Annotated in this window: 20 protein-coding genes; 10 read left to right on the top strand and 10 right to left on the bottom strand. The window is 63.7% G+C overall.

The genetic code is table 11. From position 1 onward, the window contains the following. Positions 1-52: 52 nt before the first annotated feature. From NKL04_RS18500 to NKL04_RS18490, 3 genes are all read left to right on the top strand, one after another. The gene (locus NKL04_RS18500) at positions 53-991 is read left to right on the top strand and encodes an ABC transporter substrate-binding protein (RefSeq protein WP_023670567.1); all 939 of its coding nucleotides are present in this window, start codon (positions 53-55) and stop codon (positions 989-991) included. A gap of 66 nt (positions 992-1,057) precedes the next feature. Further along, positions 1,058-1,951, top strand: a complete 894-nt coding sequence (locus tag NKL04_RS18495; protein WP_023701288.1) for a sugar phosphate isomerase/epimerase family protein — start codon at positions 1,058-1,060, stop codon at positions 1,949-1,951. A 620-nt stretch (positions 1,952-2,571) separates the two neighbouring features. Next, on the top strand, positions 2,572-2,814 hold the full coding sequence (locus NKL04_RS18490; protein ID WP_023670565.1) for a DUF768 domain-containing protein: 243 nt from the start codon (positions 2,572-2,574) through the stop codon (positions 2,812-2,814). 33 nt (positions 2,815-2,847) lie between these two features. On the opposite strand, the gene NKL04_RS18485 is transcribed toward NKL04_RS18490, so the two are convergent. Further along, positions 2,848-3,966 carry a DmpA family aminopeptidase gene (locus NKL04_RS18485; RefSeq protein WP_023701289.1) on the bottom strand — a complete coding sequence of 373 codons (1,119 nt, stop codon included), beginning with the start codon at positions 3,964-3,966 and terminating at the stop codon, positions 2,848-2,850. Positions 3,967-3,974: 8 nt separating this feature from the next. After that, positions 3,975-5,648 (bottom strand): exodeoxyribonuclease VII large subunit, encoded by a 1,674-nt coding sequence (xseA, locus tag NKL04_RS18480; RefSeq protein WP_023701290.1) that lies wholly within the window; start codon positions 5,646-5,648, stop codon positions 3,975-3,977. Between the two features lie 91 nt (positions 5,649-5,739). Here xseA and NKL04_RS18475 point away from each other — a divergent pair, with 91 nt between their 5' ends. After that, the gene (locus NKL04_RS18475; protein ID WP_032997307.1) at positions 5,740-7,938 is read left to right on the top strand and encodes a bifunctional diguanylate cyclase/phosphodiesterase; all 2,199 of its coding nucleotides are present in this window, start codon (positions 5,740-5,742) and stop codon (positions 7,936-7,938) included. A 6-nt stretch (positions 7,939-7,944) separates the two neighbouring features. Here NKL04_RS18475 and NKL04_RS18470 read toward each other — a convergent pair whose 3' ends face one another. Continuing rightward, positions 7,945-8,901, bottom strand: a complete 957-nt coding sequence (locus NKL04_RS18470) for a LysR substrate-binding domain-containing protein (RefSeq protein WP_023695095.1) — start codon at positions 8,899-8,901, stop codon at positions 7,945-7,947. Positions 8,902-9,079: 178 nt separating this feature from the next. Here NKL04_RS18470 and NKL04_RS18465 point away from each other — a divergent pair, with 178 nt between their 5' ends. Beyond that, positions 9,080-9,370 carry a DUF1127 domain-containing protein gene (locus tag NKL04_RS18465; protein ID WP_023692355.1) on the top strand — a complete coding sequence of 97 codons (291 nt, stop codon included), beginning with the start codon at positions 9,080-9,082 and terminating at the stop codon, positions 9,368-9,370. Positions 9,371-9,602: 232 nt separating this feature from the next. On the opposite strand, the gene NKL04_RS18460 is transcribed toward NKL04_RS18465, so the two are convergent. The 4 genes from NKL04_RS18460 to NKL04_RS18445 form a co-directional block, all read right to left on the bottom strand. Next, complete coding sequence (locus tag NKL04_RS18460) at positions 9,603-10,664, bottom strand: DUF937 domain-containing protein (RefSeq protein WP_023701292.1); 1,062 nt, start codon at positions 10,662-10,664, stop codon at positions 9,603-9,605. Positions 10,665-10,754: 90 nt separating this feature from the next. Then, positions 10,755-12,128, bottom strand: a complete 1,374-nt coding sequence (locus NKL04_RS18455; RefSeq protein WP_023670558.1) for a glutamate--cysteine ligase — start codon at positions 12,126-12,128, stop codon at positions 10,755-10,757. A gap of 114 nt (positions 12,129-12,242) precedes the next feature. After that, positions 12,243-12,977 (bottom strand): 16S rRNA (uracil(1498)-N(3))-methyltransferase, encoded by a 735-nt coding sequence (locus NKL04_RS18450; protein ID WP_023692352.1) that lies wholly within the window; start codon positions 12,975-12,977, stop codon positions 12,243-12,245. Positions 12,978-13,008: 31 nt separating this feature from the next. After that, positions 13,009-13,656, bottom strand: coding sequence for a hypothetical protein (locus tag NKL04_RS18445; RefSeq protein ID WP_023692351.1), 648 nt, complete (start codon positions 13,654-13,656; stop codon positions 13,009-13,011). A gap of 86 nt (positions 13,657-13,742) precedes the next feature. Between NKL04_RS18445 and NKL04_RS18440 the strand changes: the two genes are divergently transcribed. Further along, positions 13,743-14,441: a type 1 glutamine amidotransferase gene (locus NKL04_RS18440; RefSeq protein WP_023701293.1), complete on the top strand. Its 699-nt coding sequence runs from the start codon at positions 13,743-13,745 to the stop codon at positions 14,439-14,441. 371 nt (positions 14,442-14,812) lie between these two features. Then, positions 14,813-14,953, top strand: a complete 141-nt coding sequence (locus NKL04_RS18435) for a hypothetical protein (protein WP_006206855.1) — start codon at positions 14,813-14,815, stop codon at positions 14,951-14,953. On the opposite strand, the gene NKL04_RS18430 is transcribed toward NKL04_RS18435, so the two are convergent. From NKL04_RS18430 to NKL04_RS18420, 3 genes are read right to left on the bottom strand one after another with little or no spacing between them, the layout of a single operon-like run. Continuing rightward, positions 14,950-15,717: a metallophosphoesterase family protein gene (locus NKL04_RS18430; RefSeq protein WP_023681837.1), complete on the bottom strand. Its 768-nt coding sequence runs from the start codon at positions 15,715-15,717 to the stop codon at positions 14,950-14,952. The genes NKL04_RS18435 and NKL04_RS18430 overlap by 4 nt on opposite strands. A gap of 55 nt (positions 15,718-15,772) precedes the next feature. Next, positions 15,773-16,909: an alpha-hydroxy acid oxidase gene (locus tag NKL04_RS18425; RefSeq protein WP_023701294.1), complete on the bottom strand. Its 1,137-nt coding sequence runs from the start codon at positions 16,907-16,909 to the stop codon at positions 15,773-15,775. A 12-nt stretch (positions 16,910-16,921) separates the two neighbouring features. Continuing rightward, positions 16,922-17,719 carry an FCD domain-containing protein gene (locus NKL04_RS18420; protein ID WP_023695102.1) on the bottom strand — a complete coding sequence of 266 codons (798 nt, stop codon included), beginning with the start codon at positions 17,717-17,719 and terminating at the stop codon, positions 16,922-16,924. A 205-nt stretch (positions 17,720-17,924) separates the two neighbouring features. Here NKL04_RS18420 and NKL04_RS18415 point away from each other — a divergent pair, with 205 nt between their 5' ends. The 3 genes from NKL04_RS18415 (at position 17,925) to NKL04_RS18405 (ending at position 22,437) form a co-directional block, all read left to right on the top strand. Next, a complete protein-coding gene (locus NKL04_RS18415) occupies positions 17,925-19,247 on the top strand; it encodes a DUF3422 family protein (RefSeq protein WP_352723939.1) in 1,323 nt (440 codons plus the stop codon). 265 nt (positions 19,248-19,512) lie between these two features. Then, positions 19,513-21,009: an FAD-linked oxidase C-terminal domain-containing protein gene (locus tag NKL04_RS18410; RefSeq protein WP_023701295.1), complete on the top strand. Its 1,497-nt coding sequence runs from the start codon at positions 19,513-19,515 to the stop codon at positions 21,007-21,009. A gap of 216 nt (positions 21,010-21,225) precedes the next feature. Next, positions 21,226-22,437, top strand: coding sequence for an FAD-binding protein (locus tag NKL04_RS18405; protein WP_023681833.1), 1,212 nt, complete (start codon positions 21,226-21,228; stop codon positions 22,435-22,437). Positions 22,438-22,440: the final 3 nt, after the last annotated feature.

The following is a 22,440-nucleotide window of genomic DNA, read 5'->3' as shown; positions in this document are numbered from 1 at the left end:
GACCGGTTTGTGTAACGCACCGTGAGAGGCGCGGGGCAATTGGAGGAAAGCAATGAAGACCATCGCTAAACTGCTCTGCGGCGTCGCACTCGCGGCTGCCGCCATCGCGCCCGCATCGGCCAAGGACCTCAACAAGGTCGGCATCTCGGTCGGCCTGCTCGGCAACCCCTTCTTCGTCGCGACCATCAAGGGTATCGAGGACGCGGCCAAGAAGATCAACCCGAAGGTCGAGGTAACCTCAGTGTCGGCCGACTACGACCTCAACAAGCAGGTCTCTCAGGTCGATTCCTTCATCGCCGCCGGTGTCGACGTGATCATGCTCAATGCGGTCGATGCCAAGGCGATCGGCCCGGCGGTGAAGAAGGCGCAAGCAGCGGGCATCGTCGTTGCCGCCTTCGACGTCTCGGCGCCAGGCGCCGACGTCACCGTGATGACCAACAACGTCAAGGCCGGCGAAGAGGCCTGCCAGTATCTGGTCGACCACACCGGCGGCAAGGGCGACTACGTTATCCTCAACGGCCCGGCGTCGTCGTCGATCCTGGAGCGGGTGAAGGGCTGCAAAGACGTCCTTGCAAAACACCCCGACATCAAGATCCTCTCCGATGACCAGAATGCCGAAGGCTCGCGCGACGGCGGCCTGAAGGTCTTCCAGTCGCTGCTCACCCGCTTCGACAAGATCGATGCGGTGTTTGCCATCAACGATCCGACGGCGATCGGCGCCCAGCTTGCGGCCAAGCAGCTCAATCGCTCGGAGTTCATCTTCACCGCAGTGGATGGCGCTCCCGATATCGAGAAGGAACTCGCTTCCGGCACCTCGATGATCAAGGCCTCGGCTTCGCAGGATCCCTACGTGATGGCTGGCCAGTCGCTGACGATGGCGGCTGAGCTGCTTGCCGGCAAGAAGCCGGCGGAGCCGACCGTGCTGCTCGACCCGAAGCTGATCACGGCCGAGAACCTGAAAGACTACAAGGGCTGGACCGCAGCCCGCTAAGCCTCCCAAGGCCGATGCGGCCGGGGCAACCCGGCCGCATCTCAATTCCAGAAACGGGAGACGATCATGTCGCGCATCGGTATTCATTCCTTCGTCTGGTCGGCGAGTTCGGCGCAAGGCGACCTCGAACGCACGCTGGCCAACACCAGAGAGGCCGGCTTCGACCTGATCGAGTTCTCCTATCTTGACCCGGCCAATGTCGACGTTGGCGGGTTGGCTAGGCGCATCGCCGACCTCAAGCTCGGCGTCGCGATCAGCATCGGCCTGCCGGCCGACGGCGACATTTCGAGTGCCGACAAGGCGGTTGCCGCGCGCGGCGTCGAGATCCTCAACGAGACGATCGCGCTCACCCGCGATCTCGGCGGCCAGAAGATTGGCGGCATCCTCAGCACCAGCCACGGCTTGCAGACGCAGGCGCCGACGCGCGATCAGTGGAACCGCAGCGCGGGGACACTTGCGAAGGTTGCGGAGACGGCCAAGGCCGCCGGCGTCACGCTCAATCTGGAGATCGTCAACCGCTTCGAAAGCAATCTGCTCAACACCGCTTCACAAGGCCTGGCCTTCATCGCGGACACCGGCTCCGACAACATCTTCCTGCACCTCGATACCTTCCACATGAACATCGAGGAGGGCGATGTCGGACTGGCTATCCGCCATGCCGCTGACAAGATCGGTTATGTCCATATCGGCGAGAGCCATCGCGGTTTCCTCGGCACCGGCAATATCGACTTTGCCGCCATCTTCGATGCGCTGACCGCGATCGGCTATAGGGACGACCTCAGCTTTGAATCCTTCTCGTCGAAGATCGTCGACGAGAACCTGTCACGGAAGACGGCGATCTGGCGCAATCTGTGGTCCGACAATATGGAATTGGCCCGGCATGCGCGCGCCTTCATCTCAATCGGTCTGGAGACGGCGCAGCGAAAGGCAGAGCTTGTTGCATCGAGACATCGTCCTTAGCAGGAGCGCGCTGCCAAAGCGCCAATGTTGTCGTTCATCCGGCCCGCGCCTTACGTGCAAGGAATCGACGTCGCAGGCGCTGAGTGTGGCGGAGGCAGTCGAGCGGGGTGACGCTGACGAGAGCTTTCTGATTTTGGCCCACGAAACGCAATAAAATCAACATCTTCATACGCCCTCCGGGGCCATCCGATCTCCATACTGGACGGGGATGACGTTTGACACAGCGCGGCGGAAAGAAGCAGGATGGCTGATAGAGTCGACATCGCATAATGATGTCACTATATAGCGGCGGCTTCGACCGTGTAGCTGTGGCGGTGTACCACGAAGCAGCAGAAAATGTGTTACGCGTTGTGATCCCTATTGTGATACAAATCGGCCGTCGACAGCAGGAAAAGATCGTAAGAACAATAGCATAGAGCCGAAGCCGATCCCGGCCAACGTACCACTCTATCAAACAATCAGAACGTGCTCATTGAACCCTTTCTTCATTCGGCTCTTCGGACCTCCGACAAGATCAACTTGCCGGGCGAAGCCGACTCGGTTCGAATGGCAGCATGCATCCTTTACCGGGTGCGGACGTTTACGGTTACCAACCGGCATAGCCGCCAGGGAAAAGCAGTATGAGTGAACATGCGATCGAGTTCTTGCGCGGATGGATCGGTGAAAAGGTTCACTGCCAGCACTCGCCGGTAAAGATCGAGAAGCAGGCCGAGACCCTCGCCAAGGAGTGCGCGGCCAAGGCCGCTGAGGTCGGCATTCCGCTGGAAGATATCCAGGAAGAAGTCGGCGACATCCAGGAACTGATCGCATCGCGGCTCGAAGAGGCGGCCGAGGCCGACCAGAGCAACGCGGCCAAGCCGTGACGCAACAGGCCTGGCGCCGCCAGGCCTTGTCCTCTATCCAAATCGATCTTTCAGCCAGGCCTTCGGCAGCGCCGGCACGAAATTGCCGTCGCGTCCGCTCATATCCTCATTGGCGACCATTGCATTGAGGATCGCCTCCTCTACGCCTTGCGCCACCGCATCGAAGAACGGATCGATATCGACGTCCGGGATGTAAGCGGCGTTTGCGGTTCGTCCCGACGGTGCAAGTGCTGCTTGCGGATTGGCGGTGGTGAAGGCCAGAAAAATGTCGCCCGAACTGTGGTAGCCGAAGCCGCCTGTCATGGCGATGCCGAGCGGCACGCGCTTTGCCAGCCGCTTCATCTGGTGCGGCAGAAATGGCGCATCGGTGGCGACGATGGCGATGATCGAGCCCTTTTCGGCACGCGGCGTGCCTTCGCGCATCGCCGGCTCTACCAGATCGGGCCCGACGCGGGCGCTGCGCAGTGTGAAATTGCGCCGCTTGCCGAAATTCGCCTGCACGAATACGCCGACCGTATGCCTGATGCCCTGCCACTCGATGATGCGCGATGCCGTGCCCGAGCCGGCCTTGAAGCCAAAGGCAATCATGCCGGTGCCACCGCCGACACTGCCTTCCTCGATCGCTCCACCGGCGGCACCGTCGAGCGCGGCTTCGACATCTTCGAAGCCGACGTGATGACCGTTGATGTCGTTGAGGAAACCATCATAGGTCTCCGCCGCAACCGGCAGGCCCCAGCCGCTGTCGAGCGCCGCCGGCAGCACGCGTTGCATCCAACGCAGCGTGCCGTCGCGGGTGACGCCGCAGGAATGCGTGTTGGTGATCGTGACGGGCAGGTTGAAGGCGCCGACTTCCTCGATAATGTGCGACCCCGTCAACTCGCCATTGCCGTTCTGGCTGAAGACACCGGCAAACACCGGCGTGGCGAGCTCAGCCAACGGCCGCGGCAGGATGGCGGTGACGCCGGTGCGCACCGGCCCCGTGCCAACCTCGAGCAGACCCTCGCCGGAAATCAGCGTCGCATAGCCGACCGATACGCCGGGCACATCGGTGATGGTGTTGAAGCCGCCCGGCGTGCCCTCGAAGGCAATGCCGAAAGCACGGGCGCGCGGCTTGCCCGCCGGCGTTTGAAGATGCGGGTCATGTCCGGTCATGCGGTCCTCTAAAAAAGCGAGCCCTGATTGCCCGGTTCTTTCGGTTTGCTGGCCGTCGGCTTTGCGGCGGGTTTGCTGGCGGGCGGCGTGGCCGCTGGTTTGGCAACGGCCTGCACCCGCTCGGCGTCGCCGGTCGCGACTGCATTTACGGTGCCGTCGGCGAACTCCAGCTGCAGGCCAGCGCCCGGCGCCACATCAACTGCCAGTTTGATCACCGCGCCGTCGGCATCCTTGACCAGCGCGAAGCCGCGCGCCAGCACAGCCTTGTGCGACAGCGTTGCCATCAGCCTCTCGGATTGGACGATGCGGCCGCGCAGTCGCTCCAGCCTGAGCAGTACCGCTTGCGTGCCGCGTCTCGTCAAAGCCGTCAGAAGATGCCTCTGCACGGTTTGCCGCCGTGCCGTTGGCTCGATCGTAATGCGGCCTTGCAGCAAAGCCAGTTGCTGCCTGTGCCGTTGCAGGGATGCTTTCGCACATTTTGGCAACTGATCCGCCGCACGATTCAACTCCGCGCGCCGGGCTCTCGCCAATGCTCGCAGCGCCCCTTGGGCGCGCAAAAGGTTGCGGTCGTTGGTGCGTCGCGCCTCGGCAATCCGCCGGGACAGCGTTGCCGGAGTGAGCTTCACGGCGAAGAACCGAGCTTGCTTTCTTTCGGTGGAGACCATCAGCCCCCGGCTAAGCCGGCTGGCCGCCTCGTCCAGCCGCCGTCGCGGCAGCGCCAGCAACTGGTCGGGCGAGGGCAGCGCGCGGGCGGCCGCACGCGAGGCCTGCCGCTTGCGTTCGAAATTGCGCAAGGTGGCTGCTTTGAGCCGTGCGCCAAGACTGGCTAGTGTCGCTTCGAGGTCCGCTTTCACCGGCACCGCGATCTCCGCCGCACCTGTCGGCGTCGGTGCCCGCATGTCGGCGACGAGATCGATCAAGGTCCAGTCGGTCTCGTGGCCGACGGCCGAAATCACCGGGATGCGCGAGGCAGCGACGGCGCGCGCCAGCCCTTCATCGTTGAACCCCCAAAGGTCCTCAAGGCTGCCGCCGCCGCGCGCCACGATCAGAAGGTCGGGCTGGGCAATCGCGCCATCCCAGGCCAGCGCGTTAAAGCCGTTGACGGCCGCCGTCACTTCCGCCCCCGCCGTCTCGCCCTGCACTCTCACCGGCCAGACTAGCACATGCAGCGGAAAGCGGTCCTTGATGCGATGGATGATGTCACGGATCACCGATCCGGTCGGCGAGGTGACGACGCCGATGGTGCGCGGCATGAAGGGCAGCCGCCGCTTGCGGCCGGCATCGAACAGCCCTTCGGCCTGCAGTCGCCGCTTGCGCTCTTCCAAAAGTGCCATCAGCGCCCCGGCGCCGGCGGGTTCTAGATTGTCGATGACGATCTGGTAGTTGGATTTGCCGGGATAGGTGGTGAGTTTGCCGGTGGCGATCACCTCCATCCCCTCTTCGGGGCGGAATTTCAGCCGGCTCATCGTGCCTTTCCAGACCACGGCATCGAGCCGCGCGCGGTCGTCCTTCAGGGTGAAATAGGCATGGCCGGAAGAGTGCGGCCCGCGATAGCCGGAAATTTCGCCGCGCACCCGCACATGGCCGAAGACATCCTCGACCGTACGCTTCAGCGCGCCGGAAATCTCGCTCACCGTGTATTCGGTGGCATTGGTTCGTGATTCGGATTCTGCGTCGCTCATCGGCCGATTGAGAGGCTGTTGTCGCTCCGCGTCAAGATTCCATAACTTGATCTTAAGCCTGTCCTGATTGACTCTGGGCCAAGGAGGACGCATGAGCGCCCGCAGACAACGCAGCCCGTTGACGTTCCAGGTCACCCTGACGGTGCTGACGCTTGCCGTTTTTGCACTGGCCATCGTTGTCGGCTTCGGCCTTTACGCCACCATGCAGGCCGACCGGGTCTCGCTCGAGCGGCAGAAGGTTTTCCTGGCCAACGGCCTGCAGGACCAGATCGCCGCGGTAAAGCGCGAGCAGGAAAGCGTCGCCGTCTGGGATGATTCCGTTATCAACGCCAAGGCCGGCAACCAGACCTGGATGGCAGAGAATCTCAGCGTCTGGATGTACTCGTATTACGGCCACAACCGGGTCTATGTGCTGGACGACGCCAACCGGCCGGTCCACGCCATGCGCGAAGGCAAGGTCGTGTCGCCTGCCGTCTTTGGCGAGGACGAACCCGCTTTGCGGCCGACCATCGCCAGGTTGCGCCAGATGATGAGCAAGGACGCAAGCCAGGCCGGCGCAAAATTCGTTGCCGACGATCTGGTCTCGCTTGGCGGTCAGCCTGCCATACTCAGCGTCATGCCTCTGGTGCCGAGTTCGGATCGCGTCACCCAGGCATCCGGCAGCGAATATCTGCATGTCTCCATAGAGTTCATCAACGACGCGGTGATCGGCAAGATCGCGCAGAAATATCTGCTGGCGGGGGCGCATCTCCTGCCGATGGCTCAGCCGCTTGGCTCGGCTGCCATTCCGCTTATCGACAAACAGGGTGTCATCCTCGGCTATATTGCCTGGGACCAGGAACGGCCCGGCCTGACGCTGGTGGGCAAGGCCAGCCCGGCCCTGGCTCTGGCCGCGCTGGTTGCGGCGAGCGTGCTCGCCTTTCTGCTCCGGCGTCTGCGCCGTGCGTCATCGGCGCTGCAGACCAGCCAGGCCCAGGCGCAATATCTCGCCTTTCACGACACGCTCACCGGCCTGCCCAACCGGGCACTGTTCGAGGACAGGCTGCGGCGTGCCTTGCTTACCTCCGGCAATGAAAGCAAGGTCGCGCTGCTTTATCTCGATCTAGATCGCTTCAAGCATGTCAACGACACGCTTGGTCACCCGGCAGGCGACGAACTCGTGCGCCAGACGGCGGCCAGGCTTCAGCATACGGTTCGCGACGTCGACACGGTGGCAAGACTGGGTGGCGACGAATTCGCGGTGATCCTGATCGATGTCCGCGACGTAAGGAACGCCGAGGATATTTCCGAGAGGGTGCTGCAGAAACTGCAGGAGCCGTTCAAGCTGATGGACGATCAGGTCTTTATCAGCGCCAGCATCGGCATAGCCTTGTCGACAGGCCCTGATGCCGACGCAGACGATCTGCTGCGCAAGGCCGACATCGCGCTCTACGAAGCCAAGAAGAACGGCCGTGGCCGCTACCAGGTCTTCGCCGGCGACATGGACGACCTTTTGCTGCGCAAGCGCAAGGTCGAGAGCGAGCTGCGTAGCGCGCTGAATGGCGGCACCGGTATCAAGCTCGCCTACCAGCCGGTCTTTGCCAGCGACGGCAAGACCATTGTCGGCGCCGAGGCGCTGATCCGCTGGGCGCATGAGGTCCATGGCGCACTGCCGGCGGCGCAGTTCATCGCCATCGCCGAGGAACGCGGCATGATCGGGCAGCTCGGCGCATGGGCCCTGCTGGAAGCCTGCCGCTTCGCCGTGAAGACCAAACTGCCGTGGCTCGCCGTCAATGTCTCGCCGCTGCAATTGCGCGACGCCGGCTTTGCCGAAGAGGTTGCCTCGATCCTCGCCGAAACCGGACTGGCGCCGAAGCGCCTGCAGCTCGAAATCACCGAAAACGTTCTCCTGGAAAACAACGACACCACCAGAGCGGCTCTGGCAGCCTTGCGCCAGTCGGGCGTCGGCATTGTGCTCGACGATTTCGGCACCGGCTATTCGTCGCTGAGCTATCTGCGCCGCCATGCCATCGACAAGCTCAAGATCGACCGCTCCTTCGTGCGGCTTCTCGACGGCGACGGCAATTCGGGCGCCATCGTCAAGGCGCTGATCGATCTCGCCGGCGCGCTCAAGGTCGAGGTCACCGCCGAGGGCGTAGAGACCGAGGTGCAAAAGGCGCTGCTGGTCGCCATGGGCTGCCAGCAGCTGCAGGGCTACCTCTTGTCGCCGCCGCTGGAGCCGGCGCAATTGGTGGCGCTGCCCGGCCTGTCGTCGGCCAACGCAACGACGGAGGCGGCAGCGTCGGCCTGATCGTTCCTACCAGCCAGGCAGGATCTGGTTCGGCTTGCTCCGCTTCATCTTGGCGAAGGCGAGCGAGGCGAAATCGAAGCTTCCCGTTTCTTCGCCGAGCGGCACGGAAATATTGTCGAGGCTTTCCGAGATGTGTCGGGCCAGAGCGTCGACGATTTCGGGACGCGAGGTCTGGCCGCGCATGATGCCGATGCGGCAGTCGGGCAGGGCGCCAAAACCGTCGGCTTCGCCCAGCACTCGCATGCCGGGCCGCAGCGCGCATTCCGGCAGCACCGAGATCGCCAGCCCCGACAGCACCGCGGCGGTGATGACGGTGGCCGAGAAGCTGGTGAACAGGATTCGATAGTCGCGGTTTTGCCGGTCGAGCACATCGACGGCGGCGCGCCGCCAGATGCAGTTCGGCCGGCCGAAGGCCATCGGCAGCACTTCCTGTTCGTGCGTGGCATGGTTGGCCGAGGTCACCCATAGCAGCGGCTCGCGCCGCACCACTTCCGACTGGCCGCGCGTATCGTTGTGCGTCACCAGCGCAAGATCGAGATTGCCGCGCTTGATATGCTCGACCAAGCCTGGCGTAGGCTCGCAGATGACGGTCAGTTCGACGCGCGGGTTTGACCGTGTGAAGCGTGCCATGATTTCGGGCAGGAACCGGTCGGCATAGTCGTCGGGGGTGCCGATGCGGATGGTGCCTTCGAGCCGCTGGTCATCGAAGGCGGCCAGCGTTTCGCGGTTGAGATAGAGCAGGCGGCGCGCGTAGGAGAGCAGCTTGTCGCCTTCCTCGGTCAGCCTGTTGGTGCGGCCGTCCTTTTCGAACAGCGGCTTGCCGATCCGCTCTTCCAGCCGGCGCATCTGCATCGACACCGCCGATTGCGTGCGCAGCACTTCCTCGGCCGCGCGGGTAAAGCTGCCGGTATCGGCGATCGAGATGAAGGTCTGCAACTGGTCGAGATCGAGTGGCGCTTTCATCGGTCCAATCCATCAGTAGCGTTGATGCTAAAGATTAGAAACATTCGTTGGATTAATCAATCGGTGCGTGGCAAATTCACATTGTCCACATGAAGGCATGTGAATCGAGACCGGAACGGCCGCTGTCCTCAGCGCCGATCGCCTGGTCTTGTCCAGTTCGAGTCTGAAGGAGACCGACATGACCACGTTTGATTTCGCCACCGAGACCTCGCGCATCACCTCGCGTCCGGCCGTTGCGACGCGCGTGGCCAACACTCTTCTCAATGCCTACCAGGCCTGGAAAAATCGCCGCGCCTTCTATCGCCTTGGCGAGATGTCGGACGCCGAACTCGCCGATATCGGCCTGACGCGCTCGGACCTCCATGTCGCCATCGATGTGCCGTTCGGCGCCGATCCGACCGTGAAGCTGCGTGCGATTGCGAGCGATCGTGCCGATACGATCGAAGATCTCGCCCGCCAGATAGCGTGATATCGGGCGCATTGTTTCGGTTGCCGTGAACCTTTCTCAGGCTCGCCGCGACCAACGAGTATAGCAGGCTCCCCACTCCCTGCCGGTTCCCCGCCGGCCAGCCTGCACACTGGCCCGGTCCTCCTCCAGGACCGGGCTTTTCTTTTAAAGCTCCGTGGTCATCGTGCGGTCTGCGCCGCTCGCTTCGTTCCTTGCTCCGAAGCCGCGAAGGTCAGCGCCCAACTACCGCCAACTACCGCCGGTCCATGTCCCGCTTGAACTGGTCGAAGATCGTTTCCACGCCCTTCTGATAGTCGTCGCGCTGCTGGGCGCCGGTCTCGAACATCTTGCCGAAAATATCGTCGAACGGATTGCGTGGCCTGCCGCTCGGATTGGCCTGCGGTTGCGGCGCCTCGCGCTCCTGGGGTGCCTGTCGCGGCTGGGGTGCTTGCGGCTGCTGCGGCGCCGGCTGCCCACCGGGCAGGCCGAAGCCGCCACCACCGCCTTGCCGCATCATCTCTTCAAAAATCTTGCCCAGCGGGTTGTCGCCGTAAGGGCTCTGCGTCTGTTGCGGCTGTGTTGGCTGCTGCGCCCGGCCCTGCGGTTGCTGTGCCGCGCCACCGCCGAACATGTCCTGCAACACTTTGCCGAGCGGATTGTCGCCATAGGGGTTGGGCGCCTGTTGCGGCTGGCTTTGCGGCTGTTGGGCGCCGCCGCCGAACATGTCCTGCAGCACTTTGCCCAGCGGGTTCTCACCGTAAGGATTGGGTGCTGGCTGCGGCGCAGGCTGTGCCCCGCCGCCCGCCTGCCGCATCATCTGTTCGATGATCTCGCCGAGCGGATTGCTGCCACCGCCGAAGCCACCGGCGGCCTGCATCTGACCCCCGGTCAACTGATTTGTCGTCTGTTTGAATAATCCGCCCATCACCATCGAAGCGATGGCCGGCAGCATCTGCTGCAAGATCTGCTGGCTGACGCCGGTCGCCTGCGCAGCCTGGCTGGCCACCGCGCGCGACAGCTCCTTCGAGCCGAACAGATGACCCAGAATGCCATTGCCCTCATTGACGCCTTGCGGTGAGAAAGCCCTGGTCGCGTCCTCGAAATATCTGGCGTGCTGGCCGCTCGCCATCGCCGTCATGAAGGCGCCTAGCCCATAGGGATCGGCGGTGTTGCGTTGCAGCCCTTGCGAGAAGGCCGGCAGCAGAGCGGCGACAGCCGCCTGCGTCTGCTGCATGGAAAGCCCGTACTGCTGGGCAAGCGCCTGCATGCCGTTGCCGTTCTGCGCCTGCGCCAATATGTCGAACAAGGTAGGCATCGGTTTCTCCTCCCGGAAATCCTCGAGGGAGAACCTAGTTCGTTTCGATGTTCGATTGAAGCGGCTTTTGCCGCTGCTCAAGGCGCGACGCTAATACGCATATTCCATGAACACCGGCTCGATCGAGCCGCCCCAGCGCGTGTGGTAGGCCGACAGCATTTCCTCGGCACTGGTGGTACCGCGCGCCACGACTTCGTCCAGCGTGTTGAGGAACGAGGTCTCGTCATAGCCGTCGCGGTTCTTCCTGCCGCGATTTTTGAGCCCAAGGCGCGAAATGGTCATTACATCGCGGCCGATCTCACGCAGCGTCGTGTTGCGGAACGGCGCGGAAATGCCTTGTTCCGGCACCGCATTGCGCATCGCCAGCGTTTCTTCATAGGTCCAGCTCGAAGTCAGCGCCTCGGCGGCGTCGAGCGCGGCCTCGTCATAGAGCAGCCCGACCCAGAAGGCCGGCAGCGCGCAGATGCGGCGCCACGGCCCGCCATCGGCGCCGCGCATTTCGAGGAAGCGCTTCAGCCTGACGTCAGGGAACAGGGTCGACAGATGGTTCGCCCAGTCGCCCATGGTGGGCAGTCCGTCCGGTACTTCATTGCGGGCAACGCCGGCCATGAACTGGCGGAAGGTGATGTGCGTCATGTCGTGATAGTGGCCGTCGCGGATGACGAAATACATCGGCACGTCGAGCGCCCATTCGACATAGTCGGCAAAGCCGAACTCGGGCGAGAAGCAGAATTCGAGCAGGCCCGAGCGTTGGTTGTCGGTGTCGCGCCAGATGTCGCCGCGCCAGCTCTGCAGCCCGTTCGGCCGGCTGTCGGTGAAGGGCGAGTTGGCAAACAGCGCCGTCGACAGTGGCTGCAGCTTCAGCGACACCTGCATCTTGCGGCGCATGTCGGCTTCGCTTTCGAAGTCGAGGTTCACCTGGATGGTGCAGGTGCGATACATCATGTCGAGACCCTTGGTGCCGACCTTGGGCATGTAGCGGGTCATGATTTCGTAGCGCGATTTCGGCATTTTCGGCGTCTCGGCGAGCGACCATTTCGGACTGCCGCCGAGGCCGAGAAAGCGGATGCCCATCGGCTCGGCGATCTCGCGCACTTGCGCCAGATGCGCATTGCCCTCCCGGCAGGTCTGGTGGATCGTTTCCAGCGGCGCGCCCGACAGCTCGAACTGGCCACCAGGCTCCAGCGAGATCGCGCCCTGTCCGGTCGGCTCGACCAGGCCGATGATGCGGCCGTCATCGATGATCGGGTCCCAGCCGAGCTTTTGCTGCATGCCTTCGAGGATGGCGCGGATGCCGCGCTCGCCGCCATAGGGCACCGGCGCGTTCCCGTCGACATAGAAGGGGAACTTCTCGTGCTCGGTCCCGATGCGCCACTTGTCGCGCGGCTTGTTGCCTTCGGCCAGATGCTCGACCAGTTCGTCGATGCCTTCGATTGGCCGGAAATCGGTTGTGTCGCGCGCCATGGGGCCCCCTCTGCGGCTCTCGGAGCCCGCCGGCGCTAAATGGACGAAATGTCAGCAGCCGATCAAGCGAAAAATCCTGAGCCACAGGTCAACAGGAATTGATCTTTACGCCTCTTACCAGTCTCCGACCGTCGCCTGCATCACCGCAAGCGCCGCCACCGCTGCCGTATCGGCGCGCAGGATGCGCGGTCCGAGCGGGATGGCGGTGACGAAGGGGAGCGCCCGCAGCATCTTGCGTTCCTCGTCGGAAAAGCCGCCTTCCGGTCCGACCATCAGCGCCAGTTTCTTTTCCCTCAACCCCTGCAGCGCTGGCAGTGGATTGTTGGTCGAGGCATCCTCGTCGCAGAAGATAAGCCGGCGTTCCTTGTCCCAGCCGGAGAGCAGGCGCTCGAATTTCTCGGCCTCGCGCACTTCCGGCACCGCCAGTATGCCGCATTGCTCGGCCGCCTCGACGACATTGGCGCGCAGCCGGTCGATGGAGGGTTTTGCCACTTGCGTGTGCTGGGTGATCACCGGCTGCAGGATGCCGGCGCCCATCTCGACCGCCTTCTGCACGAGATAGTCGAGCCGGCCCTGTTTCAGCGGCGCGAAGCAATAGATCAGGTCAGGCAGGGGCGGTTGCGGTCTCTGCGAGGCCAGCACCTTCAGCCGCACCGCCCTTTTCGACCTGGTGGCAATCGCCGCCGACCACTCGCCGTCGCGGCCGTTGAAGACCAGGATCTCGGCGCCTTCGCCGAGCCGCAGCACATGCATGAGATAATGGCTCTGCTGCTGGCCGGCATCGAATTCGATGCCTGCCGCGAGGTCGTCCGGCACGAACAGCCGCTGCATCTTGTAATTGGCGCGCATCGCCGAGGAATGGGCGAGGCGGTGCCTGGCGTCAAGTCTCGGCGGAACGATGCCACACCGGTTCAAAACCGTGCCGCAGCACCGAAACGGTCGTGGCCGGTGTGAGCAGGCGCAGCGACCGGCCGGCAAGGCTGTCGAAGGCCGCCGCATCGCCATAGCCTGCGAACGACCAGGGCAGCGCGTTGCCGCCGCGCAGCGCATAGGCCGAGCCGCCATCCGCGATCATCGCTCCGTCCGGCAATTCGGCAAGCTCTCCCATGGTGACATCAGGTGGCTTGCCGCCGGAAGCCAGCCGCTCCTTGTGCAGCCGCTTGTCCACCATTGGCGCGCGCGGTTCGTTTACACCGAAGACTTTGCCGAAACGCCCGACAAAATCCGTGGCTCGCTCACGCCGGCAATAGAAACAGGGACGGTGCCCGGCGGCCAGCGCCGTCACCTCGTCGAGGAAGAACAACTCGGTCCAGCCGGCCCTGCCGCCCGGCCTGTTCCTGCCCATCGGCTCGCGCCGCACATTGCGGAATTGGCAGACGCAGATGATCCAGGCCGGCAAGGCCCAACGCTTTTTCAGCAGCGTCTTGGTCTCAGGATCGTGGATGATGCCGCGATTGCCGGTGAACAGGCCGCGCTCGGATATGGCATGGATGGCGCCGAACGGATCGACCCGATTCTGCAGTGGCATAGCTCTCTCCCGAATACGCATCTTGGCTGCAATACGGGCGACATGATATCGCTCGTCGCGTCATTTCATGTCAGCAGGGTTTTGCGATGCGGGTGCTGGTGGTCCAGAACTACGACAACACCGGCCTTGGCCAGGTTGGTGCCGCGCTCGCCGAAGCCGGCGCCGATCTCGACCTGCGCCGGCCCTACAAGGGCGATGCGCTGCCGGACGACGCGACCGGACACGATGCCATGGTGATGCTTGGCGGCGGTCAGAATGCGCTGGCCGACGATGACTACCCGTATTTCCCGGCGCTGCTCGAACTGACCCGCGATTTCGCCGCCAAGGATCGCTCGGTTCTCGGTATCTGCCTGGGCAGCCAGTTGGTTGCCCGCACTTTCGGCGGTGAGAACCAGATCGGCGGCGCCTCGGAATTCGGCTGGCACAAGGTATCGCTGACGCCGGACGCCAGAACCGATCCGGTGCTTGGCGCACTTCCCCAGGATTTCCCCATCTTCGAATGGCACGACGACACTTTCGCGCTGCCGTCAAATGCGGTGCGGCTTGCCGGCAGCGAAATTGCTGAGAACCAGGCGTTCCGAATCGGCCGCGCCGTCTACGGCTTCCAGTTCCATTTCGAGGCCGACCGGCCGATGGTGAGGGACTGGAGCACGTCCTTCGCGCCGCTGATTGCCGATCGCCATCCCGACTGGCACGATCGCCTCGACAGCGAAATGGCACGCAACGGCCCCGAGGCCGACGCCGCGGGCTTGGCCATTGCCCGCGCCTGGGTGGCGACGATCTGAGACTGGCCGCGCGCAGTCAGCAATTCCAGGAAAAGTGTGAAGCGGTTTTCCGTCCGAAATTGCGTCAGATAAAAGGATAGAGCGGTTCGCCGTAGCGGCGAACCGCTCTATCCGTTGCATAATTGGCACGCGGCGGGGAATCTGCCGGGGACAACTTCTTTCGTCCTTGGTTTGTGGCCGAACGCCATCCTACAAGGCGCGCGCTATGCATCGGCAATGCAATCGCGATGAACCTTCTGTGTGATCCGCGCGACACACCGCCGATACAGAATCGACCTACAAGCGCGAAATCGTCGAAACTTTGAGACGAATTCTCGGTTTCAACCCATTGGTAACCGCCTCGTGCCCAGATGCAGGAAGCTCAACTAGAGATGACGTCCGTGAAAGCAGCGCTTCTGTCCTTTGTCATGCTGTCTGCCATCGTTTTGTGCGGTCTCGGCATTTATTCCGCCGATGCAGCCAACAACCATCAGGCCGTCGACGGCTACGGCGTCACCGCCGCGCTTCGCTAAAACGCTTTTCCCTGCACAGTCAGGATACGCTTGTCCGCGCCGTCCACGGCGAGCGCGCTGAGCATGCCTGACTGCCAGGCGAGTGTGTCGACATTGACGCGGTTCGGCATCACCTCCGCCTGCGGCACCGGTGTGTGGCCGTGCACGATCACCTTCGGGTAAAGCCCTGGATGGTTGTGGAAGACGTCGCGGATCCAGACCAGATCCTGCGGGCTCTGGCTCGCCAGCGGCACGTCAGGCCTGACGCCCGCATGGCATAAGAAGAAATCACCTGATATCAGTGACAATTGCAGCGACCGCAGGAAGTCGACATGGGCTTGCGGTACAGCATTGACCAGTGCCTGGTGTCCCCGCCGTAACGCCTCGGCCTTGCCGAACCAGCTTGCGTGTCCCGCTAGGTCGACACCATAGGATTGTGCCGTCTGCACGCCGCCATAACGGATGAACAGCCCTTCCGGGTCAGGCTCGTCGAGAAAATCGAGGAAGCCGATATCGTGGTTGCCGGCGAGCATCAGATGCCGCGGATCGCGTTTCTGTGCCTCGATCAGGAAGTCTATGACGCCCTTGGACTCTGGTCCGCGGTCGACATAGTCGCCGAGGTGGATGACGCGCCAATCGCTGGTCGGCTTGTATTCGAGTTCGCTCTCGATGCGGCGATGCATGGCGGCGAGCAGATCGAGCCGGCCATGCACGTCGCCGATCGCATAGAGGCGCATGCCATCGGGTGCGCGCGCGTCGAGGTAGTGGATGCCGGTCTCGGTCAAGGCGGCTTCGTCTCCGTGATCCAGCGAGGCTAGGGTCTAATCGGTGAACAAGACCCTATCGCCGCAACTGGTCCTTGCCCATCTCGGTCACCAGCCGTTTGCCGCACAGTGCCAGCGTGATGTCCATCTCCTTGCGGATGATGTCCAGCGCCAGGGTCACGCCTTGCTTGCCCATGGCGCCCAATCCGTACAGGAACGGGCGGCCGATATAGGTGCCCTTGGCGCCGAGGCAAAGCGCCTTCAGCACGTCCTGGCCCGAGCGGATGCCGCCGTCCATATGCACCTCGATCCTGTCGCCGACGGCATCGGTGATCTCTTCCAGCGCCATGATTGACGACGATGCGCCGTCGAGCTGGCGCCCGCCATGGTTGGAAACGATGATGGCGTCGGCGCCGGTCTCGACCGCCATCAGCGCGTCCTCCTTGTCGAGAATGCCTTTCAGGATCAGCTTGCCGCCCCAACGTTCCTTGATCCAGGCGACATCCTTCCACGACAGGTGCGGGTCGAACTGCTCCGTCGTCCACGATGCCAGCGAAGCGACGTCGCCGACGCCCTTGGCATGGCCGACAATGTTGCGGAAGGTGCGGCGCTTGGTGCCGGCAATGCCCATCAGCCAGCGTGGCCGCATGGCGATGTTGGCAATGTTGGCCAGCGTCATCTTGGGCGGCGCCGACAGCCCGTTGCGGACATCCTTGTGGCGCTGCCCCAGGATCTGCAGGTCGAGCGTCAACACCAGCGCCGAGCATTTCGCAGCCTTCGCCCTGTCGATCAGGTCGAGCACGAAATCCTTGTCGCGCAGCACGTAGAGCTGGAACCAGAACGGCTTCTTCGTCACCGACGCGACATCCTCGATCGAGCAGATGCTCATCGTTGACAGCGTGAACGGCACGCCGAATTCCTCTGCCGCCTGCGCCGCCAGCATCTCGCCATCGGCATGCTGCATGCCGGTCATTCCAGTTGGGGCAAGCGCAACCGGCATCGCCACTTTCTCGCCGATCATGGTCGATTCCAGCGAGCGGTTGCTCATGTCGACCAGCACGCGCTGACGGAATTTTATCTTCTGGAAGTCCTCCTCGTTGGCGCGGTAGGTGCTTTCGGTCCAGGCGCCGGAATCGGCATAGTCGTAGAACATCTTCGGCACCCGCCGGCGCGCCAGGTCCTTGAGATCGGCAATGGTGAGGATGTCGCTCATGGTGGTTCCTCGTTAGCCAGTCGTCTTGAAGCCGTCGTCGGCGTCGGAGCGCTGCTTAAGCCTGAGCCGCGACACGCGCTGCCAGTCGCCGCTGCGTTCGGCCTCGAGCATCGAGCGCTCGACATAGGAGATATGGTCCATCGCCGCCTGGCGGGCTGCTGAGGGATCGCCGGCCTTCACGGCTTTGTAGATCGCGCCGTGCTGGGCCAGCAGCGCCTCGCGCGCTCCGGGCACGCTGAACACCAGAAGCCGGTTCTGGAACACGCCTTCAGACAGCAGCCGGTAGCAGGAGCGCAGCGTGTGCAAGAGGATGATGTTGTGCGCGCATTCGCACACAGCATGGTGGAACTCGACGTCGATTTCCGCCTCGTCGTCGAAATCGCCGGTGCGGTGCGCCTCGTCCATGCGCGCCATGATGCGGTCGAGCAGCGCAATATCGTCCGCTGTCGCGCGCCGCGCCGCATATTCGGCCGCAACACCTTCGATCTCGCGGCGGTATTCCAGATAGTCGGTCACCGCCTTGCGGTGCATCGAGATAAGGTCGGTCACCGGCTTGGTGAACAACTGGCCGATGACGTCGGCGACATGGGTGCCGCCGCCGGCCTTGGTGATCAGCAGCCCGCGCCCTTCCAGCGCCTTCAGCGCATCGCGCAGGATCGGCCGCGACACGTCGAATTGGCGCGCCAGCTCGCGCTCGCCCGGCAGCCGGTCGCCGGTGCGCAGCACGCCTTCAAGGATCAGGCTTTCGATCTGCTGCACCACCTCGTCGGCGGTGCGCGAATGCTCGATCCTGGAGAAAATATCGCTCAACGGGGGCCTGGGAAATTGAACCGGTGTCGCGCAAGATAAAGCCAGCGTCGCCAACTGGTCAAATTATTTATCCAATTCGCCCAATCGGGTCGGTCTGCGCGTCGCGCCGGCAGGACCTACGATGCTAGACTTTGGTGTTTACGCGCCTCATGGATTGCCTTTAGAGGACGCCATCACACGAAGGGTCGAGAACAGGGGGACCACCGTGTCGGACGAGACGTCTAACCTCGAATTCCAGCCGCGCGCCCAGGGCAGCGTGATGGGCTTTCCCGCGCATGAGGGACGGCCCGGCGCGATCGGCGAGGTCCATGCCCGGCCGCATCCGCTGATCGAGAAGCCGCGCGTGCTTGTGCAACTCGCCTTCATGACCGAGGGCGGCTCCGGCGTCGACATGGCCGTGCTCTCCGAACTGTCGCGGCGCCTCGGCATCGCGGCGCCCGACCGTCATGCCCGCCACCACGCCATGAAGTGGGGCAAGGGTACGCTGCGCTGGGAGCGGCATACGGAATTCTCGACCTATCTTTGGGAAGGGCCGCTTGCCGAAAGCGGCAGGGCGCAGGAGGATTCTCCTTTCGGCAACGGGTTCTCGCCGCCGGGAACGGTGATCTCAGGCATAAGGCTGGAGATCCGCAAATGGACGCCGGCAAGCGAGAAGCTGATTGCGGCCTTCGACCCGACGAGCCTCTGCTATTCGCTGGTCGAGCGCGGCAATGCGGCCATCGTCACCGATTTCCGCCAGGACGGCGACGGCCTGACCCGCATCCTGGTGCTTGATCGCGGCCTGACGCCGGCGCGGACCGGCGCGCTGTCGCAGCGGCTGATCGACGTTGAGACCTACCGCACGCTTGCCATGCTCGGCCTGCCGCTGGCGCTGACCCTGTCGAGCCGCGCCCGCCGCATTGAAGACCGGTTGGCGCAGACCACGCTGGAAATGAAGGTCGCTGAAACCCGCGACAGCCAGACGCTGCTCGCCGACCTGACCGAGCTTGCCGCTGAACTCGAGGCTGATGCCGCCTCCAGCCTCTATCGCTTCGGCGCCAGCCGCGCCTATGACGGCATCGTTGTCGAGCGGCTGGAAGCGCTGGACGAAGAAGCCGTGCCCGGCTACGACACCTGGGGCGGCTTCCTGCAGCGGCGGGTGGCACCCGCCATGCGCACCTGCCGGTCGGTCGAGGAGCGCCAGGCCAACCTGTCGCGAAAACTGACCCGCGCCACGACGCTGCTGCGCACGTGGGTCGATGTCGAGGTCGAGAAGCAGAACCGCGATCTGCTGGCGTCGATGAACAACCGCGCCCGGCTGCAACTGCGGTTGCAGCAGACGGTCGAGGGCCTGTCGGTGGCAGCAGTGTCCTACTATGTCGTCGGCCTGATCTCCTATCTCGCCAAGGGAGCATCGATCTTCCGCCATGCCATTGCGCCCGAAATCGTCACTGCCGCGGCGGTGCCGGTCGCCATCCTGCTGGTCTGGTGGGGCGTGCGGCGAGTGAGGCGGATGCACTCCGAGCCGGCGAAACATCCGGGGGAGTAGGAGCGCACCTTACCCTCCCCCTTGTGGGGAGGGTCGATCCGCATAGCGGATCGGGGTGGGGGTGCTCGTAAAGAGCTTTCGTCGCGCGGACCCCCAACCCGCTCACTGCGTTCGCGACCCTCCCCACAAGGGGGAGGGTTAAGATTCATAGCGGCAGATTGCCGCTGCGGAAGGCCGGCAGTACGCTCTTTGCCCAATGCGGTGTTTGCAACATCCAGATGTAACTGGTAAAAGATTTTTACCAGCCAAGCGGAGAACGCCGCCGATGTCCGGCCTTGTCATGCCCAAGCCAGACGACGCCACGATGCGAAGGCGGGCGGAGATCGTCGCCGACATGCGCATCATCGTGCCGGGCGAGGGCGTCGTCGACGCCACCAATGAGATGCGCGCCTTCGAAAGCGACGGCCTCACCGCCTACCGGCAATTGCCGCTGGTCGTGGTGCTGCCGGAAACGGTGGCGCAGGTGTCGCGGGTGCTGAAATACTGCAACGACCGCAACATCCGTGTCGTGCCGCGCGGCTCCGGAACCTCATTGTCGGGCGGCGCGTTGCCGCTCGAGGATGCCGTGCTGCTGGTCATGAGCCGCTTCAACCGCATCCTTGCCATCGACTATCCCGATCGCGTCGTCGTCGCTCAGCCCGGCGTCACCAATCTCGGCATCACCACCGCCGTCGAGCAGGAGGGCTTCTACTATGCGCCCGATCCATCCTCGCAGATCGCCTGCTCGATCGGCGGCAATGTCGCGGAAAATTCCGGCGGCGTGCACTGCCTGAAATACGGCCTGACCGCCAACAATGTGCTCGGCATCGAGATGGTGCTGATGAACGGCGAGGTGGTGCGGCTTGGCGGCAATCATCTGGACTCGGAAGGCTATGATCTCCTCGGCGTCATGACGGGGTCCGAAGGCCTGCTCGGCGTCGTCACCGAGGTCACCGTGCGCATCCTGAAAAAGCCGGAGACGGCCCGCGCTCTGCTGATCGGCTTTCCGACCAGCGAGCAGGGCGGCCAGTGCGTCGCCGACATCATCGGCGCCGGCATTATCCCCGGCGGCATGGAGATGATGGACCGGCCGGCAATCCATGCCGCGGAGGATTTCGTTAATGCTGGCTACCCCCTTGATGTCGAGGCGCTGCTGATCGTCGAACTCGACGGGCCGGGCGTCGAGGTCGATCACCTGATCGGTCTCGTCGAAGCGATCGCCTATAGGAACAGCTCCACCACCTGTCGCATCTCGCAATCCGAACAGGAGCGGCTGAGTTTCTGGGCTGGCCGCAAGGCGGCCTTCCCGGCGGTCGGCCGCATCTCGCCCGACTATTACTGCATGGATGGCACCATCCCGCGCAAGGAATTGCCGGGTGTGCTCGCCGGCATGCGCGAACTGTCGGAGAAATACGGCCTCGGCGTCGCCAACGTCTTCCACGCCGGCGACGGCAATCTGCATCCGCTGATCCTCTACGACGCCAACGTGCCGGGCGAACTCGACAAGGCGGAAAGTTTTGGCGCCGACATCTTGCGGCTCTGCGTCAAGGTCGGCGGCGTCTTGACCGGCGAGCACGGCGTCGGCGTCGAGAAGCGCGATTTGATGCCGGAGATGTTCAACCAGATCGACCTCGACCAACAAATGCGCGTCAAATGCGCCTTCGATCCCAACCATCTGCTTAACCCGGGAAAAGTGTTTCCACAACTGCGCCGCTGTGCGGAGCTTGGGCGCATGCACGTGCATCGGGGGCAGCTGGCATTTCCGGATATTCCGAGGTTTTGATGGGGGCGGAATGTCTCACGTCGGCGATCCTTCGCGCCCCCCTCTGTCCTGCCGGACATCTCACCCACAAGGGGGGAGATCACCAGTCATCTCTGCCTTCGCCAACCTTCGACGTTGCTAGAGAGGCGCGGTCGCCAAAGCTGCTAATCTCCCCCCAAGTGGGGGAGATGTCCGGCAGGACAGAGGGGGCGCGAAGGAACTCGACCCATCTTCGCCATGACGACCTTCACCCCCACCACATCGGCCGAGATCCTCTCCACCGTCCAATGGGCGGCGGCGGAAGAGTCACCTTTGGAAATCATCGGCCACGGCTCCAAGCGCGGCATCGGCCGGCCACAGCAGAGCGAACACACGCTCGATCTTTCGAAGCTCACCGGCGTCACCCTCTACGAGCCGGCCGAGTTGGTACTGTCGGCCAAGGCCGGCACGCCGCTTTCCGAGATCGAAAACCTGCTCGCCGAAAGCGGCCAGCAACTCGCCTTCGAACCGATGGATTACGGTCCTTTACTCGGCGGCGAGCCCGGCAAGGGCACGATCGGCAGCGTGCTCGCCGCGAACCTGTCCGGCCCGCGCCGGCTGAAGGCGGGGGCTGCACGAGACCATATTCTGGGAATCAATGCGGTTGCCGGACGCGGCGAGGCCTTCAAGTCCGGCGGCCGCGTCGTCAAGAATGTCACCGGCTACGATCTGTCGAAGCTGATGGCCAACAGCTGGGGCACGCTGGCCGTGTTCACCGATGTCACCTTCAAGGTGCTGCCGGCGGCCGAGACCGAGGTGACGCTTGCCATGCGCGGCCTACTCGACGATGCCGCCTCTGCCGCCATGGCGCTGGCGCTCGGCTCCAGCGCCGAAGTGTCGAGCGCGGCCCATCTGCCCGAACGCATCGCCGCGCGCATTGCCGGGGGCAGTCTAGGCACTGACGCTGCAACGCTGCTGCGCGTCGAAGGGTTTGGCCCATCGGTCGCCTATCGCATTGAGGCGCTGAAGACCCTGCTGAAAAATGCCGGCCCGCTGCAGGAGATCGCAGGTGAGACATCGCATACCCTCTGGCGTGACATAAGGGACTGCACGCCATTCGCCGACCGTAGCGAAAAGCCGGTCTGGCGCGTCTCCATGGCGCCGTCTCAGGCCCATCAGATGGTGCTGACGCTGCGCATGCAGATCGGTGTCAGCGCCTTCTACGACTGGCAGGGCGGGCTGGTCTGGCTGCGCATGGAGGAGGGCGATCCCGAGGCCGCCCTGCTGCGCGGGCTGATCAGAAAGCATCGCGGCGGCCACGCGACGCTGGTGCGCGCCACCCCTTCGTATCGCGCCGCCGTTCCGGTGTTCGAGCCGCAGGCGCCGCATCTGGCCGCACTGTCGGCGCGGCTCAAGGCCGAGTTCGATCCCAAGTCCATCCTCAATCCCGGCCGCATGGCCCAAGGCTAAGAT

It is taken from the genome of Mesorhizobium sp. C264A, from assembly GCF_040324515.1.
Lineage (GTDB): Bacteria > Pseudomonadota > Alphaproteobacteria > Rhizobiales > Rhizobiaceae > Mesorhizobium.
This window is presented reverse-complemented; position numbering and strand designations above follow the sequence as displayed.

Coding starts and splice junctions, on each gene's coding strand:
- NKL04_RS18495 (WP_023701288.1), top strand. CDS start 1,058: ATGTCGCGCATCGGTATTCATTCCTTCGTCTGGTCGGCGAGTTCGGCG.
- NKL04_RS18410 (WP_023701295.1), top strand. CDS start 19,513: ATGTCCGGCCTTGTCATGCCCAAGCCAGACGACGCCACGATGCGAAGG.
- NKL04_RS18450 (WP_023692352.1), bottom strand. CDS start 12,977: ATGCGCGCCAATTACAAGATGCAGCGGCTGTTCGTGCCGGACGACCTC.
- NKL04_RS18485 (WP_023701289.1), bottom strand. CDS start 3,966: ATGACCGGACATGACCCGCATCTTCAAACGCCGGCGGGCAAGCCGCGC.
- NKL04_RS18465 (WP_023692355.1), top strand. CDS start 9,080: ATGACCACGTTTGATTTCGCCACCGAGACCTCGCGCATCACCTCGCGT.
- NKL04_RS18455 (WP_023670558.1), bottom strand. CDS start 12,128: ATGGCGCGCGACACAACCGATTTCCGGCCAATCGAAGGCATCGACGAA.
- xseA (WP_023701290.1), bottom strand. CDS start 5,648: ATGAGCGACGCAGAATCCGAATCACGAACCAATGCCACCGAATACACG.
- NKL04_RS18445 (WP_023692351.1), bottom strand. CDS start 13,656: ATGCCACTGCAGAATCGGGTCGATCCGTTCGGCGCCATCCATGCCATA.
- NKL04_RS18425 (WP_023701294.1), bottom strand. CDS start 16,909: ATGAGCGACATCCTCACCATTGCCGATCTCAAGGACCTGGCGCGCCGG.
- NKL04_RS18475 (WP_032997307.1), top strand. CDS start 5,740: ATGAGCGCCCGCAGACAACGCAGCCCGTTGACGTTCCAGGTCACCCTG.
- NKL04_RS18500 (WP_023670567.1), top strand. CDS start 53: ATGAAGACCATCGCTAAACTGCTCTGCGGCGTCGCACTCGCGGCTGCC.
- NKL04_RS18440 (WP_023701293.1), top strand. CDS start 13,743: ATGCGGGTGCTGGTGGTCCAGAACTACGACAACACCGGCCTTGGCCAG.
- NKL04_RS18460 (WP_023701292.1), bottom strand. CDS start 10,664: ATGCCTACCTTGTTCGACATATTGGCGCAGGCGCAGAACGGCAACGGC.
- NKL04_RS18405 (WP_023681833.1), top strand. CDS start 21,226: ATGACGACCTTCACCCCCACCACATCGGCCGAGATCCTCTCCACCGTC.
- NKL04_RS18435 (WP_006206855.1), top strand. CDS start 14,813: ATGACGTCCGTGAAAGCAGCGCTTCTGTCCTTTGTCATGCTGTCTGCC.
- NKL04_RS18470 (WP_023695095.1), bottom strand. CDS start 8,901: ATGAAAGCGCCACTCGATCTCGACCAGTTGCAGACCTTCATCTCGATC.
- NKL04_RS18490 (WP_023670565.1), top strand. CDS start 2,572: ATGAGTGAACATGCGATCGAGTTCTTGCGCGGATGGATCGGTGAAAAG.